We start from the raw sequence: 19,011 nt of genomic DNA, 5'->3' as shown, positions 1-19,011 counted from the left end.
GTCCCCTTCCGGTCCGGGCGTTCAGTGTGGATGTTCGCTCCGCAAGCTCCGCTCAGGAGTTCTGCGGGAAGCCCAGGTCGACACCGCCGTGGCTCGGGTCGAGCCAGCGGGTGGTGACGACCTTGCCCCGGGTGAAGAAGTGCACACCCTCGGTGCCGTGCGCGTGGGTGTCGCCGAACAGCGAGCTCTTCCAGCCGCCGAAGCTGTAGTAGGCCATCGGCACCGGTACCGGCACGTTGATGCCGACCATCCCGACCTCCACCTCGTTGCGGAAGCGGCGGGCGGCGCCGCCGTCGTTGGTGAAGATCGCGGTGCCGTTGCCGTACGGGTTGGCGTTGACCAGGTCGAGCGCCTCGTCGTAGGTATCCACCCGCAGCACCGAGAGGACCGGGCCGAAGATCTCGTCGGTGTAGACGCTCATGCCCGTCCGCACGTGGTCGAACAGCGTGGGGCCGACGAAGAACCCCTCCCCCTCGGCGTCGAACACACCGGTGCGGCCGTCGACGACCAGCGAGGCGCCCTCGTCGACGCCGGCGTCGACGTAGCCGCTGACCCGGTCCCGGGCCGCGGCGGTGACCAGCGGCCCCATGTCGCAGCCGCGCCGCCCGTCCCCGGTGCGCAGTGCGCGGGCCCGCTCGGCGATCTTCTCGACCAGGGTGTCCCCGGCCGCCCCCACCGCGACGACGGCCGAGATCGCCATGCAGCGCTCCCCCGCCGACCCGAACCCGGCGTTGACGGCCTGGTCGGCGGCCAGATCCAGGTCGGCGTCCGGGAGCACGACCATGTGGTTCTTCGCCCCACCCAGGGCCTGCACCCGCTTGCCGTGCGCGGTGCCGGTCTCGTAGACGTGCCGTGCGATCGGGGTGGACCCCACGAAACTCACCGACTTCACGTCGGGGTGGGTCAGCACGGCGTCGACGGCCTCCCCGTCGCCGTGCACCACGTTGAACACGCCGTCCGGCAGCCCGGCCTCGCGCCACAGCTCGGCCATCCACAGCGCGGCCGATGGCACCTTCTCCGAGGGCTTGAGCACCACCGCGTTGCCGGCGGCGATCGCGATCGGGAAGAACCACATCGGGACCATCGCCGGGAAGTTGAACGGGCTCACGATCCCGACGACGCCGAGCGGCTGCCGGATCGAGGCCACGTCCACCCCGGTCGAGGCGTTCTCGGTGGCTGACCCCTTGATCAGGTGCGGGATCCCGCACGCGAACTCGACGACCTCCTGGCCGCGGGCGACCTCGCCGGCGGCGTCACCGAGCACCTTGCCGTGCTCGGCGGTGATCAGCTCGGCCAGCTCCGGGGCACGGGCGTCGAGCAGCTCGCGGAACCGGAACAGGACCTGCGTGCGCCGCGCCAGCGAGGTGTCCCGCCAGCCCGGGAACGCGGCCGAGGCCGCCGCGACGACGTCGCCGACCTCGTCGGCCGACGCGAACGGGACCCGGGCGGTCACCGCGCCGGTGGCCGGATCGGTGACGTCGCCGTACCGGGCGCTGCCGCCGGGACGGGGCGCTCCCGCCGCCCAGTGGTGCAGGGTCCGGACATGGGTGGGCGCGGTCGCGGTCATGGACCGATCGTCGGTGCTGCGCCGTCCACGCGGAGCGATACGATCCGTATCCATAGCCGCCTCGATCAAGACGTTCCGTTCGCAGGAGAGCCGTGTACCCCTCGATCGCCGACGTCCTCGCCCTCCCCGCTGTGCGTGCCGGCGCGCCGGCGGTGCGGGCCGGGCGCCCGGAGCTGGACACCGAGGTGCGCTGGGTGCACGTCAGCGAGCTCGCCGAGCCGGCCGGGACGCTGCCGCCGGGGGTGCTGGTGCTCTCGGTCGGGCTGGCGCTGTCCGACCCGACGACCGACCCGGCCCGCTACCTCGGCGCGCTGCGCGCCGCCGGCGCCGTCGGGCTGCTCGTCGAGCTCGGGCAGCAGCTGACCGCGCTGCCCGCGGACCTGGTCCAGGCCGCGCGCAGCGCCCGGTTCCCGCTGGTCGAGGTCCGCCGCACGGTCCGCTACGCGGAGATCATCGAGACGGTGCTCGGCCGGATCCTGAACTCCCAGCACGACCGGGCGTCGTTCGCCGAGCGCGCCGGCGGTGCCTTCCGCACGCTCGCCCTGCACGGCGCGGGCGCGGACCGGATCGTCGCCGAGGCCGCGGCGCTGCTCGGCCGGCCGGTGGTGCTGGAGGACCTCGCACACCGGGTGCCGGCCGTCGCCGGCGCCGACCCGGAGACCGACCTGCGGGACTGGGCGACCCGGTCCCGGCTCGCCCCGACCGGCGACGACGCCGGTCCCGAGGGCTGGACCGTCCGCCCGGTCGGAACGCCCGAATCGCCATGGGGACGGATCGTCGTCCCGGCCCGGCCGGCGCCGGACCCGGCGGCGCGGGAGGCGACCGTGCTCGCGCTCGCGGCGGACGCGTTGACCCTGAGCGGGCACGCGGACCCGGTCACGCTCCTCGCGGCGGCGCGCGCCGCCCTGCTGCGTGAGCTGGCCGGGGCCACCCAGGCCGACGTGGCCCGGCTCGCGGCCCGGATCCGGGCCGCGGGCGTGGACACCACGGGCACGTTCGAAGTCCTGGCGCTGGCCCAGGCCTCCGGGACACCGGTGGCCGGGCTGCGGGACGCGGTGACCGGGCCGGGCGCCGACGCAGTCGCGGGCGGCGGCCCGGCGCCGGTGGCCGGGGACTGCGGCGACCGGCTGCTCGTGCTCGTCCCGGGATCCGGGCGGGCCGGTGACCTGCTGCGGGAGCTGCCCGCAGCGCTGGTCGGCACGGCCGCGGCGGCCGGGCCGGCCGGGTTCGACCGGGTGCCCGAGCTGATGCGGGAGGCACAGGCGGTGCTCGCGGCCCGGGCCGCGACCACGCCCCCGGGGGAGCGCCCCGGGGTCGCGGTGGCGCCGTCCACCGGGGCGGCACCGCACGCGCACCGGCGGTCGGAGCTCGGTGTCCGGGAGCTGGTGTGGCGACTGCGCGACGACCCCCGGCTGCTCGGCTTCGTCGCCGACCAGCTCGGCCCGGTGCTCGGGCTGGATCCGGCGGAACGCGACCGCGCCCTGACCGGCCTGCGGGCGTGGGCCTGCTCCGGCGGGGTGGTCGCCGACTTCGCCCGCCGGATCGGCGTCGGCCGGCCGGCGGCCTACGCGCGGCTGGCCCGGCTGTCCGAACTGGTCGGCGCCGACCTGACCGACCCCGAGGTCCGGACGTCACTGCACGTGGCACTGCTCGCGGCTCCCGGCTGAACCGGCCACGCCAGGCCGCCGGGACGCGCCGGCGCCGCGGACCCGTCCGACGAGCCGGGACCGCCGGCGGCACCGCTGCGGATCAGGCGTCCGGCAGGTCCGCGCAGAGCAGCTCCACCCGGCCCATGTGGGCCGCGACCTCCGTCGGCAGCGGGCGCCGGTACCCCTCGGCGAGCTCGCGTGCCTGGGTGGACCCGACCGACCAGCCGGTGCGGCGCAGCCGGGCGTCCGGGGTCTCGGGGCGGCGTTCGTCGAAGAACAGCGCCCGCAGGTCGGTGCCCATCAGCCGCTCGGCCATGCCGCGGAACCGCGGGTCGCTCGCGATCGCGTCCACGGCGTCCCCGAAGTGCTCGACGGCGATCCGGCTGCTCGGGGCGGAGAGCTCCTGCACCCGGTCGAACAGCAGGGTCTCGGCGTCGGCGGGCAGGTAGGGCAGCAAGCCCTCGGCGAGCCACACCGTCGGCCGGGACGGGTCGAACCCGGCCGCGCGCAGCGCTCCCGGCCAGTCGTGGCGCAGGTCGACCGGAACCGGGACGCGGTCGGGACCGGGCTCGGCGCCCCACCCCTGCTCGGCGACCACCCGGTCCTTGAAATCGAGCACCTGCGGCTGGTCGACCTCGTACACCGTGGTCCCGCCCGGCCAGTCCAGGCGCAGCCCGCGGACGTCCAGGCCCGCGGCGAGCAGCACGACCTGCCGGACGCCGGTGTCGGCGGCGGCGAGCAGCGCCTCGTCGAAGAAGCGCGAACGGACCCCCAGGTAGGTGGACTGGAGCTGCCAGTCCTCGTCGTCCCACGGGCGTTCGGGCAGCACGTCGCCTCCGGCCGCCTCGACGAAGGCCGCGGCGAGCGGGTCGTCGACGAGACCGTCGTGCCGCCGGGTCTCCACCGCCCGGCCGGCCGCCACCGCGAGTGCCGTCGCGCCGACGCTGCTGGTGATGTCCCACTGGTCGTCGATGGTGCGCATGATCGCGACCGTAGGCGCCACATCATTAGGATTGCTCACTGAAACGCAATGATCACTCGCGCGGCCGAGGACAGACCGGACACCCGGCCGACAACCACGCCGGACGGGCCGGGCCAGGCCGGGCGGATCAGCCGGAGCGCCGCTCCTCGGCGTACATCGCCCTCACCCCGACGACGACGGTCGCCACCGTCGACAGGTTCGACAGCCAGGCCTCCTCGCGCAACGACCGGTCCCGGCGGCTCTCCCAGAAGCTGTTGTCGAAGATCAGGCAGGCGGTCATCCCGGCCATCGCCAGCAACAGCACGACGACCTGGCGGCCGTCCTCCCGGACCCGGTCGGCCACCGGCTCGGGGAGGCGCGCCCACGGCGTCGAATCCCCGACCGTTCGGTCCCGGGACGGGATTGACGGCCGTCCGACCGGGTAGCCGGGGTGACAACAGAACGGAGGCCCCGAGTGTCCACACAGCCCCCACGCGTCGTCGTGCTCGGCGGCGGGTTCGCCGGGTTCCATGCCGCACGCCTGCTCGCCCGCCGGTTGCGCGACAAGGCCGACATCGTGCTGGTGAACTCCACCGACTACTTCCTGTACCTGCCGCTGCTGCCGCAGGTGTCCTCCGGCGTGCTCGACCCGCGCCGGATCACGGTGTCGCTGGCGGCGGCGCTGCGCGGGGTGCGGGTGAAGCTCGGCGAGGTCGGTCGGGTTGACCTGACCGATCACATCGTCTCCTACACCGATCCCGAGGGCGGCGAGCACGAGATCGGCTACGACCGGCTCGTCGTGGCCGTGGGCAGCGTGAACAAGCTGCTCCCGGTGCCCGGCGTCGCCGAACACGCGCACGGTTTCCGCGGCATGCCCGAGGCGCTGTTCCTCCGTGACCACATCGTGGGCCAGCTCGAGATGGCCGGTGACGTTGAGGACCCGGTCGAGCGGGCCGCGCGCTGCACGTTCGTGGTGGTGGGCGCGGGTTACACCGGCACCGAGGTGGCCGCGCAGGGCGCGTTGCTGACCGAGAAGGTGGCCCGGGACCACCCCGAGCTGGAGGGGCAACCGATCCGCTGGCTGCTGCTCGACGTGCAGTCCCGGGTGCTGCCCGAACTCGACGTCCGGCTGGCCCGGACCGCGACGAAGGTGCTGCGCCGGCGCGGGGTGGAGGTCCGCACCGGCACCTCGGTCGCCGAGGCCACCGCCGAGGGGGTACGGCTGAGCACCGGCGAGTCGCTGCCGACCCGCTCGTTGATCTGGTGCGTCGGCGTGCGCCCCGATCCGCTGGTGGAGGACCTCGGCCTGCCGACCGAGCACGGGCGGATCGCGGTGGACTCCGAGCTGCAGGTACAGGGTCACGAGAACGTGTACGCCTGCGGCGACGCCGCTGCGGTGCCCGATCCCGCGCACCCCGGCTCGTCCACACCGATGACCGCTCAGCACGCCGTGCGGCACGGCAAGACGGTCGCGCGAAACGTCGCCGCGTCACTCGGGTACGGCACCCCGGCGTCGTACCGGCACCGGGATCTGGGGTTCGTGGTCGACCTGGGCGGGCGGGACGCCGCCGCCAACCCGCTGCAGGTGCCGCTCGGCGGCGCGCCGGCCCGGGTCGTGACGAGCTGGTACCACCTGATGGCGATGCCGGGCAACCGGATCCGCACCGGCGTCGAGTGGATGCTGGACCGGGTGCTGCCCCGCCAGCGGGTGCAGCTCGGGCTGGTACAGCCGGAGGAGGTGCCGCTGGACACCGCCTCGCCCGAGCTCGCGACCCTGGACGACCGGGGAACGTCCGGGTAACGCGCCGGACGGTGCGGTCGAGTCCGCGGCATGGACCTGCGCCGGGTCACCGGCTACATCGCGCTCGCCCTGCTCGCGGGGTACTGGCTCTGGGTGCTCTCGCGGAGCGCACCCGAGCTGCGCAAGGGTGCCCGGAACCGAGGGGTCCGCGGGCAGGTCCTGCTGGTCAAGACCGCGGCCCTGGCGCTCACCGCGCTGTTCGTCGGAACCGTGCACTTCTGGGCGTCCGCGTGGTGGCAGGTCGTGGTGGCGGTGCCGGTGACGCTGGTGGCCGCGGTCGCGCTGCGCCGCGTGTACCGGCGGCTGGTGGCACCGCCCCGGCACCGGGTCGCGCTCGCCCAGCGGGTGCGCCGGACCGGGCACTTCCAGGTCATCCCGACGCCGGACCCGCCGGCCCCGCACCGGCACGCCGCGACCGGCGACGGCGGGATCCCGGGCACCGTTCCGTTCGTGGTGCCCGGTGCGTTCGTGAAGCCCGATTCGCTCGTGGAGCCGGAGCCGGATGCCGTAGCCGGCACCGGCGGCCCGGCGAGGCTCGACGGCGACCGGAACGAGGGCGGAGACGCCGACCCGGGCGGGGATCCGGCCGCGGACCCGGCCGGCGGACCGATCGTCGGCTCGGGCGAGGACCGGGCCGGGAACGGCGACCGGCCGGACACACCGACGACCTGAGCGCTCGCGACCGGCCCGGTTCAGCCGGGCAGACCGGCGGGCTCGGCCTCGGTGGCGGTCTCCGGGTCGTCCGGACCATCGGCCGCCGCGACCGGGACGAGCTCGGAGTAGACCGCGACCAGCGCGTCAGCGATCCGGGCCCGGTCGAACCGGGAGCAGGCCCGGTCTCGGCCGGCGATCCCGTAACCGATCCGCATCGCGTCGTCGGCGAGCAGCTCCCGCACGGCGGCGGCCAGCTCGACCGGGGTCCCGGGGCGCACGTGCAGTCCGGTGACCCGGTCGACCACCGCGTCCCGGAACCCGCCGACGGCGGCGGCGACCACCGGCCGCGCGCAGGCCATCGCCTGCAGAACCGCGGTGGCGGGAACGTCCCGCTTCGCCGCGGCCACCACGACGTCGGCGGATCGCAGCAGGCGCGGCAGGAGATCGGCCCCGACCGGGCCGAGGAACCGGACCCGACCGGCGACGCCGAGGTCCTCGGCGGCGGCGAACAGCCGCTCCCGGTCCGGGTCGTCGGCCGGGTCGCCACCGGTGATCAGCAGTTCGGCCGCGGGCACCCGGGACAGCGCGACGATCGCACTCGCCACCCCGGACCCGTGCTCCAGCGGGCCGGTCGCCACCAGCCGCGGGTGCTCGCCCCGGCGCAACGAGGGGCCGTCCGGTGCGTACGCGTCGGTGTCCACACCCGCCGGAACGGTGCGTAGCAGCGCCCGCGGGACGCCGTGGCCGAGCAGCGCGGTGTGCTGATCCTCGCTCGCGGCAAGCACCCGGGCCACCCCGGCGGGCAGCGGCGGCCGCGGACCATGCGTCCCCGGCGGGACCGCCACGACGACCGGCACCCCGGTGCCGGCGGCCGCCGCCGTGGCCATCGGGCCGACCGCGTGCACGACGTCGGGGGGCTCGTCGGCCCAGGCGGCGGTCAGGTCCTCCGGGCCGGTCACCGCCGCCGGCTGCACCCGCAGTGCACCGGGGCCGGAGCGCGGCGCCACGAGTTCCGGTGCATCGGGGGCGTCGGTCACCATCCGAACCCGGTGCCCGGCCGCGGCCAGCGCGCTCGCGACGAGCGCGGCACCGCAGCCGATCGGGACGTCGGGGGTACGGATGACGGTGATGCGCAACGCGAGCCTCCTCGTTCGTGCCCCGCGGGGGCGGCACGCGCAAGTGGCTTTACGCGTCTCGTCCAGATCGTACCCCGTTCGGGCACGCCGCGGTATCGGAACGCGGACCGCTCACGCACGTGGGGAAGGCGGGCCCAGTTCGACGGCGTCCTCCTCTCGCGGCGTCTCGGTCGCCGGAGCGCCCGGCGGGTAACGGTAGCGCCCCATCGTCAGCGCGAGAGCACTCGATACGGCCAATCCGACACCGAAGGCGACAAAGGCCGGATTGTACGAGCCGGTGACGTCGTACGTCACCGCGAAGGCGAATGGGCCGAATGCATACCCGAAGGCCAGAACGGCCATGAAGATGCCGTAGATCTGGCCGAAGCACTTGATGCCCATGTACCGCGACACCATGTAGGACACGATGTCGCCTTCTGCACCGAGCGCCGTTCCGATCAACAGCGCACCTGCCACCGCGAAACCGAATCCTCCGTTGGCGAGTAGGAGGAACCCGAGGATCGGCGAGGCGAAGACGATGGCCGCGACCAGCGGAGCCTGCACGAGGTCCAGGACGAATCCGCCGACCAGCCGACCGAGCATCGTCCCGACACTCATCAGGGACACGATGCCGATGGCCGCCTCGACGGAGACACCGCGGTCCGTCAGGAGCGGGGTCATCTGCACCATCACACCCGGGATGGCCGACCCCATCAGCAGCACGGCGACGAAGAGCTGCCAGAACCTCGGCGAGCGCAGGGCTTCGCGCAGCTCCATCCCGGGCACGTCGCCGACCTCGTGGCGACCCTCCGGCTGTGGCAGCTCATGGTGGCGGGGCTCGCGCAGTACGGTGCCGGCGAGGGGCAGGACCACCACGAGCAGCAGGGCGCCGAGCCCGAGGAAGGCGAGGCGCCAGTCTACCCACTGGAGCAGTGCCCCCACGTAGTGCGGCACCAGGGCGATGCCGACGGCACCGCCGGTCCCGATGATGCCCATGGCCAGACCCCGACGGCGGTCCAGCCATTGGGCGGCGAGTTTGTAGTAGGGAACGCCGTTCTGCGGGGTGGTCACGATGCCGAGCAGCCCCATGAGGACGAACCACACCACGATCGACGCGGGTGCGACGGCGAGCAGGCACAACAGGATCCCGCTGATGACGACTCCGGGGATCACGACCTTCCGGAAGCCGTACCTGTCCAGCAGGCCACCCATCAGGGGCATGACCAGTGCCGCGGTGAGCGCGTAGAGGCTCAGGGCAGCCGTGACCGTGGATCGTGACCACCCGAATTCGTCGCCGATGGGCTTGATCAGAATTCCGTACGGTGTCAGGACGAGCGCGTTGACCGACAATGTCATGGCCAGAGTGGATGACCCGACGATGAACCACGCACGACGTTGTGTCGTGGTTGTAGCCATGATCCCTCCCGGGATGATGAGATGGGACCGAACATCCATTCTCGGTTGCTCAGACGTCCGGTTCGTTCGGGTCGGACTTCTGGTGCCCCCACACGCTGGGAACGTCGTAGCGGGACGGGGTCCAGGTCGTGTCGTCGATGAGCTTGCCGCCGTATCCGTACTCGATCTGGAACCCGGACGGCGATACCACGTAGAAGGAGAGCATCTCGTCGTTCGAATGCTTGCCGAAGGTGGATGCCACCGGAGCGGCACCGCCCAACACCTTGTCCCAGGCCCGGCCGACGAAGTCGATGTCGGTGGTCTCGAACATGAGGTGTCCGACGCCCCTCGGCGCGTCCGGCAGCGGCGCCCACGCGAACGAATGGTGCCGCGGGTTCACGTGCGTGAAGGTGCCGTAGGCACCCGGGCCGAAATCGATGTAGTCGCTGATCCGGAACCCCAGGACATCGAGATACAGGGCGCTGTAGGCATCGTCGTCACTGACGAGCTGGAAGGCGTGCCCCAGGCCACCGGTGCCGGTGACGAAGCTGACGCCGTTCGGCGACACGAAGCGATTCCGGTCGTTCTTCATCCCGTAGTAGAGCTCGATGCGCTGCTCGTCCGGATCGTCGAAGGCCACGAGTCCGCTGACCATGCGTTCGCCGACGAGTTCCGCGCTCTCGTGCTTCACGGCGTAGCCGGCGCCCTCGAGGGACGTCGCCAGCTCCGCCAGATCACCCGGCCCCGTGACCTCCCACCCCAGTGCGGACACCTCGTCCCTGTCGCTGCGCCGGATGTCGAGGCGATAGGCCTTCTCGTCCATCCGCAGGAGCAGCCGGTCGTCGGTCTTCTCGGCGATCTGCAGTCCGAGCAGGTCGACCGCGAACTCCTCCCAGGCAACGAGGTCGGTCGCCGACACGATCGCGTATCCCAAGCTTCTTACGGCAGCCATGACAAGCCTTTCGCGTGTAGTGCGCGGTCGCTCAGTTGCTGGTGAGGAAGTTGTCGACGAGCCGGTTGAACTCGTCGGCGTGCTCGAGCTGGGCCCAGTGGCCGCACCGGTTCAGCAGCACCAGCCAGGCATCGGGAAGGCAGGAGACGAGCTTCAACGAGTGCTCGAAGTGCACCACCCGGTCGTCACGTCCGTGGAACAGCAGGGCAGGGATCTCGACGTCCAGCAGCGCGGAGAGGTCGAGGAAGGGACGCCCACGGGACATGCCGGCGATGAAGCTCGCCAGATGGTCGGGCCGGCTGCGGGCGGCGTCCGACCGCTGCTGCGCGAGCGATTCGCTCGCGAATGCCGGATCGAAGGTCATGATGCGGACGAGCTCGAGCATCGTCTCCGGCGACGGGTCGCGGTAACCCTCCTGCAAGATCTTGATGCCCTCGGTCGGGCCGTCCCCGAACCCGAAGAGCAGCGGTCCCGGGGACCCGGCGCCCATCGTGATCAGGTGCGACATGCGGTCCGGGTGTTCCGTGGCGAAGCGCAGGGTCGTCATGCCGCCCATCGAGTTGCCGACGAACGCCGCCTTCTCGATCTCGAGGGCGTCCAGGAGCTGCAGGGTCGCCTCGACGTGATCGCGCTCGTCGAACGAGACCGCATCGGACTTTCCCCATCCGGGCATGTCCACGGCCAGCACCCGGTACTTCTCGGCGAGTGCTCCCATGTTCGGACCGAAGTTGCTCCAGCCGGTTGCGCCCGGGCCGCTTCCGTGCAGCAGCAGCACGGGGTGGCCCTCGCCGGCCTCGTTGTAGTGGATCTTCCAGTCCGTGGTCCGCACCGTGCGGCTGGTGCTCTTCTCGGTGAGGTCGAGTGTCATGTCGTGTCCCTTCGTTTCCGGAGACGGGCGGTTGGTGGACGCGCCGGCGGCGCTCACCAACTGGACGGGTCGGGTTCGAATCCGAAGAGGTCGAGCCCGTAGGCCTGGTACATGGGGTCCGCCACGTTGCAGATGTGGTTCATGCCGGCGTGCAGATCGCGCCAGAAACGCTGCAACGGACGGCTGCGGTGGAGTGATCCGCCCCCGGCGTGGGCGAAGAGCCGGTCGACGGCGTCGACGGAGCGGCGCACCGCACGGACCCCGTTGCGCCGCAGCGCCAGGCGCATCGGGTCGGTGATCATCCCGCCGGCGGCGACGACGTCGTACATCCGGTTCCAGTCGTCGAGGAACTGGGTCCGGCTCGCGGCGATGTCGGCCGCGGCGGCGCCGAGCGCGGACAGGTGCGCCGGGTCCTTGGCGGTCGTCGTGCCCTTCACCGTGACCCGGGTCCGCGAGTACTCCACGAACGCACCGAGCGCGCCTTCGGCCATGGCGAGGGTCGAGCAGTTGATGGCCGACGGGAAGATCGAGTCGAACGGGAGCTGATAGAGCGGCTGGTCCCGGCCGACCACCCGAGCCTGGATCCCGTTCTGGAAGCTCGACTGCTTCTTGACCCGGTAGTCGGGCACGAAGGCGTGGCCGATCGACACGTCCTTGCTCCCCGACCCGGAAAGGCCCATGACCTCCCACGAGTCGTGGTGGATCGTGTAATCCGAGCGCGGAAGCACGAAGTTGTACGGCTCGGGCTCGATCACCTCACCGTTCCCGTCGGCCATGAGTCCACCGAGGATGATCCAGTCGCAGTTGTCGGTCCCGGACGAGAACGGCCAGCGACCGCGGAACCAGTAGCCGCCGTCGCCCCGCCGGGCCCGGCCCATGGGGGCATACGGCGAGGCGATCCAGGTGTCGGGATCCGCGCCCCAGAGCTCCTCCTGCATCCGCTTGTCCCACTGGCCCAGCTGCCAGGGGTGCACGCCGACCACACCGGACACCCAGCCCGCGGATCCGCAGTACGAGCCGATCTCCAGCACCGCCTCGAAGAACTCGACCGGATGCGCCTCGTAGCCGCCGTACTCGACAGGTTGCAGCATCCGGATCACGCCTGCGTCGCGCAGCTTCCGGGCGGTGGCATCCGGCAGCCGTCCCGCCTCCTCGGCCTCGGCGGCGTGGTCGCGGAAGTAGTCCGCCAGCTTCTCGACGCGCTCCAGAACCTTGTGCATCGCTACGTCCTTCCGACGCTGGAAAGCCTTCCGAGTGACTGCAGCCCGATCGTCATGGCGCGCCCGGGCTCGCACCTAGCGATCGGTGCCGGAGACCGGAACAGGCCCGATCGAGAATCAGCGCCGGGGCGAGGCGTACGGCATCGCCTCGGGACCGGGCACGCCGCCGGCTGCCGTGATCTCGTCGAGCTCGGCGACGGTGTCCGCGTCGAGCACCCACGAGCAGCCGGCGACGTTGGACCGCAACTGCTCGACGCTGCTCACGCCGGCGATGACCGAGCAGACGGTGGACCGGCCGGCGAGCCAGGCCAGCGCCAGCTCGCTGAGCGGCCGGCCGAACCGGTCGGCGACCGCCCGAAGCCGGGACACGGCGGCGTGCTGCTCCGGCACGTCCATCGTGTCGATGATCCGGCTGCCTGCGGCTCCCCTCGTGCCGTCGGGACGGGCCCGACCGGCGACGTACTTGCCGCTGAGGAAGCCACCGGCCAGCGGGTGGTAGGGCAGCAGTCCGACCCCGGTCCGCTCCGCGTACGGCACGACCTCGGCCTCCACCGCGCGCGCGAGCAGGTGGTAGTAGTTCTGCACCGTGGCGATGGGCGTGAGGCCGTGCGCGTCGACCAGGTGGAGCGCCTCGCTGAGCCGCCAGGCGCTGACGTTGCACAAGCCCAGCGCCCGCACCTTGCCCTCTCGCGCCAGGTCGTCGAGCACCTGCACCAGATCGCACATCTCGATGTCGTCGCTCGGGAAGTGCAGCTGACAGAGGTCGATGTAGTCGGTGCGCAGCCGACGGAGGCTGTCCTCCACCTGCCGGCGCACGTGCGCCGCCACCGGGGTGCCGCCGAGCTCCCGCAGGTTGAACTTGCTCGCGATGACCATCTGCCCGCGCCGGTGGCCGAGCGCCTCGCCGATGAGGACCTCGGACTGCCCCTGTCCGTACGTGTTCGCCGTGTCGACGAAGGTGACGCCGAGGTCGAGCGCCGCGGCCAGCACCTCCCGGGTGGCAGCCACGTCGAGGCGGGGCGGGCCGAACACGTTCCCACCGAGCCCGCAGAGCGAGACCTCGATGTCGCTGGCACCGAGGCGCCGACGGGGCGGCGAGGAGAGGACGGTCATGGGTGCCTCCGGGCTCTGTATCGATTGCTACGGGCTGTATCGATTGCTACAGTGACGATGCGTGACCGAGTTCACAGACACCCCCGCCGCTGCCGCGTCCGGCCGCTTGTACCGCTCGCAGAGAAGGGATCTGTTCATGTCGACGACGACGAGCGCAGCCGTCTCCCCCACGGTCCCGGCCGTCGCCCCCTCGTCCCCGCCGTCCGGCTCGGACAAGCAGGCCTCGAGCACGTCGGTGAACAAGTCCCTCCAGCTGCTCGACTCGTTCACCTCGGCCGATCTGAGCCTGGGGGTGAGCGAGCTCGCCCGCCGTGCGCACATCCCGAAGTCCACGGCCTTCCGGCTGCTGTCCTACTTGGAGGAGGGCGGCTACGTGGAGCGGGTGGGTACCGACTACCGCCTCGGGTGGCGGCTGTTCGAGCTCGGCAACCGGGTTCAACACTGCCGACCGCAGGGCCTGCGCGACATCGCCCTTCCCTACCTCAGCGAGCTGTACGCCAGTACCCGGCACGTCGCCCACCTCGGCGTGCTGGAAGGGAAGGACGTCGTGTACCTGGAGAAGATCCACGGCCACCACGCGGTCCGGACACCGACCACGGTGGGAAGCCGCCTGCCGGCCGCCTGCGTGGGCCTCGGCAAGGCGATGCTGGCGTTCTCCGCTCCGGACGTCGTCCGCACCGTGCTGACCGCGGGGCTGCAGCGACGTACCCGCTACTCGATCTCCGAGTCCGGCCGCCTGCTCCGGGAACTGGCACGGACACGCTCCGACGGGCTGGCGGTGGACCGCGAGGAGGCCGCCCTGGGACTCACCTGTGTGGCGGCGCCGATCCTCGTCGGCGGACGCCCGGTCGCGGCGATCTCGGTCTCCGGCGGGACGTCCCGCTTCAACTCGAACTCGAACGCGTCGCTCGTGCACCGGGCGGCCACCCAGATCTCCGCCGAGTACCGGAAGAGCCTGGAGCAGGAGTAGCTCCACGTTCGACACTCGACGCTGCTGCGGAACGAGGCTCGGCTCAGGCGTTGACCACGAAGTCGGCGACGAGGCGGTTGAACTCCGCAGCGTGCTCCAGCTGCGCCCAGTGCCCGCAACGGTTGAACAGCACCAGCCGCGCATCGGGGATCATCGCGACCAGCCGCAGCGAGTGCTCGAAATGCACCACACGGTCGTCCCGACCGTGCACGAGCAGGGCCGGCGCGGTGATCGAGGCGACCTGCTCGGGCGTGGCGGCAGTGGGCACCGGTCCGCGGGTACCGAACCCGGCGAGGAAGTTCGCCAGGTGGTCGGGGCGCGCGGCGGCGTTGTCGGCACGCTGCCTGGCGAGCTCGTCCGTGGCGAACTCGGCCGAGAACGTCATGATCTCGACGAGGCGCTTCATGACCTCGGGGGTGGGGTTTCGGTACCCCTCCGCGAGGATCTTCAGCCCCTCGGACGGGCCGTCGCCGGGGCCGAACATGGTCGGCATCTGCGGGAAGCTGCCCGGACCCATCGTGATCAGGTGCGAGATGCGGTCCGGGTAGCGGGCGGCGAAGGTCATCGCCGTCATACCGCCCATCGAGTTGCCGACGAGCGCCGCCTTCTCGATCTCCAGCTCGTCCAGGAACTCCAGAAGGGCCTTCGGGTGGTCGTACACATCGGACGTTGCAGGGTCGGATCGGCCCCAGCCGGGTGCGTCGACGGCGAGCACCCGGAACCGCTCGGACAGCGCACCGATGTTCGGGCGGAAGTTGCTCCACCCGGTCGCACCCGCGCCGCTGCCGTGCAGCAGGACCAGCGGATGGCCCTGCCCGGCCTCGTTGTAGTGGATCTTCCAGCTCCGGGTCTGCACGAACCGGCTGGTGTCCTCGTCGGTCAACTGCGCGGCCATCTCGGCGGCTCCCTGATCTCGGTGACGTGCTACCGGGATGACCCAACCGTCGGGCGATCGAGCGGTAAAGGCTCGCGTGCCGCCGGCCGGGACACCGGCCGGGGCCGGGCCCGACCGCCTTCCGCCCGGCTTCGCGACACTGCCCCGGGCGGCGTCTCCCCTATCCTGGTCCCGGACGCGTCGGCGGCTCGGCGCCGTACGGTCGGGCGTCGACATCGGGCTGGAGAGCATGGGTAGGAAGACGGCGCGCAGGCACGCGCAGGGCGAGGAGTCCCGGCGGCGCATCCTGGAGGCGACGCTGGCCATCGCGGCCCGCCGTGGCTACGACGGCACCACGGTGGCCCAGGTCACCGCGGCGACCGGACTGCCTGCCAGCTCCATCTACTGGCACTTCGGCAGCAAGGACGAGCTCCTCGCCGACGTGCTGGAACACAGCTTCCAGCAGCGGACCGCGATGCCGATCTGGTCGGTGGGTCCCGGCGACGAACCCCGCCGCGAACAGCTCGAGAACCGCCTGCGGCAGGCGATCATCAGCCTCGCCACCCAGCCCGAGTACTGGCGGCTCGGCCTGATGCTCGCGCTCGAGCGTCGCCCACGCGAACCCGCCGCCCGGCGCCGGTTCCTGCAGCTGCGCGCCGAGGCCGAACACCACATCGGCGGCTGGTGGCGGCAGATGCTGGGCCCCGAGCGGCCGCCGTCCGACGTCGACGTGCCGCTGCTGATGGCGCAGTTCACGCTGGCCGGGCTCGACGGATTGTTCGTGGCCTGGCAGTCCGATCCGGACCTCGGGGCGGCGGACCGGCTGGCACGGGTGCTGGCCCACGGGCTCGACGCCATCGCCGACCGCCTGCTCGGTGGCGCCCGGCCCCGTTCGGAGGTGCCGGCACCGGCGCCGGCGCAGGAAGAGGCAGCCGGGTCCGGCCGCGACCGCATCCTGCTCTCGGCCGCCGCCGTCGCTGCGGAGCGGGGATACGACGGCGCGACCATCTCGCGGATCTGCGCCCGGGCCCGCCTGCCCGCGAGCTCGCTCTACTGGTTCTACCGGGACAAGGACGACCTGCTCGCCGCGGTGGTGGAGCACAGCTACCAGGAGTGGCAGTCCCGCCAACCGGGCTGGAAGCCGGTCCCGCCCGGAGCGACCTGGCAGGGCGCGCTGCGATCCCGGCTGACCAGCAGCATCGAGAGCCTCGCCGCGTCGCCGAACTTCCTGCGCATCGGGCACATGCTCGCCCTGGAACGGCGGGAGACCCCGCCCTCCGGCCGCGACCTCTTCCTGCAGGTGCGCAGGCACGCCCGCGGCCTGAGCGGCGACTGGTTCGCCGACGTGCTCGCCGCCGATCTGCCGGCCCGCGGCCCCGACCTGCCAGCATTGCTGTCGCAGCTGCTGATGGCGTTCACCGACGGGCTGTTCCTCGCCCACCAGATGGGCACCCCCGAGTGGGACGCCGATCTCGCCGGCGCCATGCTCGTCGTCCTCCTGGAGGAGGCGGTGCACGATCACCCCAGTCCGAGCACCACGAGCAGCAGCCACGGCACGAGGGAGCCGAACACCAGCATCGCACCCGCGTAGTAGAGCAACTGCCGGAAGTAGACCTGCTTGTCGCGGTTGCGGACGTTCGCCAGCAGCATCGCGCCGGAGGGTGACGTAGGGCTGACGTCGACCACGCTCGCGGCCACCCCGAATCCGGCCACGGCCCCGGGGATGTGCGGGAAGTTCGCGGCCTCCAGCGGCGGGATCAGGATCGGGAAGGTGGCTCCCAGGGTCGCCGTCGTGGAGGCGAAGGCCGACACCACTCCCCCGATCACGAAGGCCAGGAGCGTGGTGATCAGAGGATTGCCCAGGCTGCCGATCGCGGCGGAGGCGTAGTCGATCGCCCCGACCTGCGTCGCGACCCCGACGAAGACGAACAACCCCGAGGTCAGAAGGATCACGCTCCAGGACACTCCCCTGACCGCATCGTCGCCCCGCTGCGGGAAGAGCAGCGTCAGAAGGGCGCCGAGCCCGAAGGCGGTGATCCCCACGTCGAGACCGAAGCCCAGCGCCAGCACCACCAGCGCCCCGATCGCCACCAGGGTCACCTTCTGCTCGCGGGTGACCGCCGACCGCTCGACGACCGCCTCGACGCCGTCGACCTGCGGTTCGCGGCCCCGGCCGTGTCGAATCAGGTGCAGACCGCCGAAGGCGACGTAGACCACGGTCATCAGGAGCGCCTACATCCCGGACCTTCGTGGCGTCAAGCCCACCCGGACGACGCTCCGACCGACGCCGAGACCCGGGCCTTGACCGCCGCACCATCCTGGACAGTATTCTTCGGTATACAGTCGCGTACCGTCCGCCAACGACGATCACCCACGGAGCCGAGCCCATGACCAACCCCAGCTACCGGATGCTCATCGGCGGACAGCGGGTCGGAGCCTCCACCGGAGACGAGCTGCCCGCGGTGAACCCGTTCACGGCACGGCCGTTCGCGAGCGTCCCCGACGCCTCCGCCGCGGACGTCGACGCCGCTGTCACCGCGGCCCGCGACGCGTTCGAGGGCGGGTGGTCGAGCACCCCCGGCCTGCGCCGTGCCGAACTGATGCACCGGCTCGCCACGCTGATGGAGGAGCATGCCGAGGAGCTGGGGCGGCTGGAGTCCACCGACAACGGCAAGCTGCTGCGCGAGACCACCGGCCAGGCCCGCTTCGCCGCCCGCAACTACCGGTTCTTCGCCGGCTACGCCGACAAGCTCTACGGGCGCACCATCCCGCTCGACGCCCCCGAGATCCTCGACTACACGATCGCCGAGCCGGTCGGCGTCGCGGCCCTGGTCACCGCGTGGAACTCGCCGATGCAGCTGCTGGCCAACAAGCTCGCGCCCGCGCTGGCCGCCGGCTGCACCGTCGTCGTCAAGCCATCCGAGCACGCCTCGGCCACCACCCTGCGAATGGCCGAGCTCGTCGAGCAGGCCGGGTTCCCGGCGGGAGTCGTCAACATCGTCACGGGGGGCCCGCAGGCCGGTGTCGCGCTCACCGGGCACCGCGGGCTGGACCGGATCAGCTTCACCGGCAGCGTCGCCACCGGGCAGGCGATCGCCGCCGCGGCGGCCCGGAACCTCGTCCCGGTCACCCTGGAGCTCGGGGGCAAGTCGCCGAACATCGTCTTCGACGACGCCGACCTGGATCGCGCGGTCACCGGCGCCGTCGCGGGGATCTTCGCGGCGGGCGGGCAGACCTGCATCGCCGGAAGCCGCCTCCTGGTGCAGGAGTCGGTCTACGAGCGGGTCGTCGAGGCCGTTGCGGCCCGTGCCGCCCAGATCCGTCTCGGGGACCCGATGGACCCGGCCACCCAGATGGGGCCGGTCGCCAACGAACCCCAGCGCGACCGCATCCGCGACGCCGTCCGGGCCGGGATGGCCGCCGGAGCACGGGGCGTCACCGGAACCGGACCGGTCGACGATCCGACGCTGGGCGACGGCCTGTTCGTGCGCCCCACCGTGTTCGCCGACGTCGCCAACGACTCCGTCCTGGCCCGGGAGGAGATCTTCGGCCCGGTGCTCAGCGCCATCCCGTTCTCGGACGACGACGACGCAGCCGCGATCGCCAACGACAGCGACTTCGGCCTGGCGTCGGGGGTCTGGACCGACGACCTCACCCGTGCACACCGGATGGCGAAGCGACTGCGGGCAGGCACGGTCTGGATCAATACCTACCGGGCCAGTGCGGCCCAGGCACCGTTCGGCGGGACCCGCCGTTCCGGCTACGGCCGTGAGCGGGGCGAGGAGGCACTGCACGAGTACCTCACCACCAAGAACGTCATGGTGGATCTCACCGGCCGCACCCCCGACCCGTTCTCCATCCGTGTCTGAGCC

17 protein-coding genes are annotated in these 19,011 nt (G+C 72.1%); 6 read left to right on the top strand and 11 right to left on the bottom strand.

The window, feature by feature from the left end; genetic code table 11:
* Nucleotides 1-52: 52 nt before the first annotated feature.
* The gene (locus tag ACLFMI_RS20350) at nucleotides 53-1,567 is read right to left on the bottom strand and encodes a CoA-acylating methylmalonate-semialdehyde dehydrogenase (RefSeq protein ID WP_410949505.1); all 1,515 of its coding nucleotides are present in this window, start codon (nucleotides 1,565-1,567) and stop codon (nucleotides 53-55) included.
* Between the two features lie 92 nt (nucleotides 1,568-1,659).
* On the opposite strand from ACLFMI_RS20350, the gene ACLFMI_RS20345 reads away from it, so the two are divergent.
* Nucleotides 1,660-3,234: a PucR family transcriptional regulator gene (locus ACLFMI_RS20345; RefSeq protein WP_410949504.1), complete on the top strand. Its 1,575-nt coding sequence runs from the start codon at nucleotides 1,660-1,662 to the stop codon at nucleotides 3,232-3,234.
* A gap of 82 nt (nucleotides 3,235-3,316) precedes the next feature.
* Here ACLFMI_RS20345 and ACLFMI_RS20340 read toward each other — a convergent pair whose 3' ends face one another.
* Nucleotides 3,317-4,198 (bottom strand): SAM-dependent methyltransferase, encoded by an 882-nt coding sequence (locus ACLFMI_RS20340; RefSeq protein WP_410949503.1) that lies wholly within the window; start codon nucleotides 4,196-4,198, stop codon nucleotides 3,317-3,319.
* Nucleotides 4,199-4,325: 127 nt separating this feature from the next.
* The gene (locus ACLFMI_RS20335) at nucleotides 4,326-4,541 is read right to left on the bottom strand and encodes a hypothetical protein (RefSeq protein ID WP_410949502.1); all 216 of its coding nucleotides are present in this window, start codon (nucleotides 4,539-4,541) and stop codon (nucleotides 4,326-4,328) included.
* A gap of 111 nt (nucleotides 4,542-4,652) precedes the next feature.
* Between ACLFMI_RS20335 and ACLFMI_RS20330 the strand changes: the two genes are divergently transcribed.
* Together ACLFMI_RS20330 and ACLFMI_RS20325 are read left to right on the top strand one after the other, a co-directional pair.
* Nucleotides 4,653-5,978, top strand: a complete 1,326-nt coding sequence (locus ACLFMI_RS20330) for an NAD(P)/FAD-dependent oxidoreductase (protein WP_410949501.1) — start codon at nucleotides 4,653-4,655, stop codon at nucleotides 5,976-5,978.
* 30 nt (nucleotides 5,979-6,008) lie between these two features.
* Entirely contained in the window at nucleotides 6,009-6,650 is a 642-nt protein-coding gene (locus ACLFMI_RS20325; protein ID WP_410949500.1) for a hypothetical protein, read from the top strand.
* Between the two features lie 20 nt (nucleotides 6,651-6,670).
* Here the strand turns inward: ACLFMI_RS20325 and ACLFMI_RS20320 are convergent, their stop codons facing one another.
* The 6 genes from ACLFMI_RS20320 to ACLFMI_RS20295 all read right to left on the bottom strand — a co-directional run bounded on the left by ACLFMI_RS20320 (nucleotide 6,671) and on the right by ACLFMI_RS20295 (nucleotide 13,295).
* On the bottom strand, nucleotides 6,671-7,768 hold the full coding sequence (locus tag ACLFMI_RS20320) for a glycosyltransferase family 4 protein (RefSeq protein WP_410949499.1): 1,098 nt from the start codon (nucleotides 7,766-7,768) through the stop codon (nucleotides 6,671-6,673).
* Between the two features lie 111 nt (nucleotides 7,769-7,879).
* A complete protein-coding gene (locus ACLFMI_RS20315) occupies nucleotides 7,880-9,163 on the bottom strand; it encodes an MFS transporter (RefSeq protein ID WP_410949498.1) in 1,284 nt (427 codons plus the stop codon).
* Between the two features lie 49 nt (nucleotides 9,164-9,212).
* Entirely contained in the window at nucleotides 9,213-10,076 is an 864-nt protein-coding gene (locus ACLFMI_RS20310) for a VOC family protein (protein WP_410949497.1), read from the bottom strand.
* Nucleotides 10,077-10,125: 49 nt separating this feature from the next.
* The gene (locus tag ACLFMI_RS20305; protein WP_410949496.1) at nucleotides 10,126-10,962 is read right to left on the bottom strand and encodes an alpha/beta fold hydrolase; all 837 of its coding nucleotides are present in this window, start codon (nucleotides 10,960-10,962) and stop codon (nucleotides 10,126-10,128) included.
* A gap of 53 nt (nucleotides 10,963-11,015) precedes the next feature.
* Nucleotides 11,016-12,182 carry an acyl-CoA dehydrogenase family protein gene (locus ACLFMI_RS20300; protein WP_410949495.1) on the bottom strand — a complete coding sequence of 389 codons (1,167 nt, stop codon included), beginning with the start codon at nucleotides 12,180-12,182 and terminating at the stop codon, nucleotides 11,016-11,018.
* Between the two features lie 117 nt (nucleotides 12,183-12,299).
* Nucleotides 12,300-13,295, bottom strand: coding sequence for an aldo/keto reductase (locus ACLFMI_RS20295; RefSeq protein WP_410949494.1), 996 nt, complete (start codon nucleotides 13,293-13,295; stop codon nucleotides 12,300-12,302).
* 136 nt (nucleotides 13,296-13,431) lie between these two features.
* Here ACLFMI_RS20295 and ACLFMI_RS20290 point away from each other — a divergent pair, with 136 nt between their 5' ends.
* Nucleotides 13,432-14,265: an IclR family transcriptional regulator gene (locus ACLFMI_RS20290; RefSeq protein WP_410949493.1), complete on the top strand. Its 834-nt coding sequence runs from the start codon at nucleotides 13,432-13,434 to the stop codon at nucleotides 14,263-14,265.
* 43 nt (nucleotides 14,266-14,308) lie between these two features.
* Here ACLFMI_RS20290 and ACLFMI_RS20285 read toward each other — a convergent pair whose 3' ends face one another.
* A complete protein-coding gene (locus ACLFMI_RS20285) occupies nucleotides 14,309-15,160 on the bottom strand; it encodes an alpha/beta fold hydrolase (protein WP_410949492.1) in 852 nt (283 codons plus the stop codon).
* Between the two features lie 229 nt (nucleotides 15,161-15,389).
* Here ACLFMI_RS20285 and ACLFMI_RS20280 point away from each other — a divergent pair, with 229 nt between their 5' ends.
* Nucleotides 15,390-16,730, top strand: coding sequence for a TetR/AcrR family transcriptional regulator (locus ACLFMI_RS20280; RefSeq protein WP_410949491.1), 1,341 nt, complete (start codon nucleotides 15,390-15,392; stop codon nucleotides 16,728-16,730).
* On the opposite strand, the gene ACLFMI_RS20275 is transcribed toward ACLFMI_RS20280, so the two are convergent.
* Nucleotides 16,658-17,362: an SLC13 family permease gene (locus ACLFMI_RS20275; RefSeq protein ID WP_410949490.1), complete on the bottom strand. Its 705-nt coding sequence runs from the start codon at nucleotides 17,360-17,362 to the stop codon at nucleotides 16,658-16,660. The genes ACLFMI_RS20280 and ACLFMI_RS20275 overlap by 73 nt on opposite strands.
* 164 nt (nucleotides 17,363-17,526) lie before the next feature.
* Between ACLFMI_RS20275 and ACLFMI_RS20270 the strand changes: the two genes are divergently transcribed.
* The gene (locus tag ACLFMI_RS20270; protein ID WP_410949489.1) at nucleotides 17,527-19,008 is read left to right on the top strand and encodes an aldehyde dehydrogenase family protein; all 1,482 of its coding nucleotides are present in this window, start codon (nucleotides 17,527-17,529) and stop codon (nucleotides 19,006-19,008) included.
* Nucleotides 19,009-19,011 lie beyond the last annotated feature (3 nt).

The sequence above is a fragment of the Pseudonocardia nantongensis genome (assembly GCF_046546495.1).
In the GTDB taxonomy this organism is placed as follows: domain Bacteria; phylum Actinomycetota; class Actinomycetes; order Mycobacteriales; family Pseudonocardiaceae; genus Pseudonocardia; species Pseudonocardia nantongensis.
The sequence above is the reverse complement of the archived record's forward strand: the minus strand, read 5'-3'. Positions and strand labels throughout refer to the sequence as shown.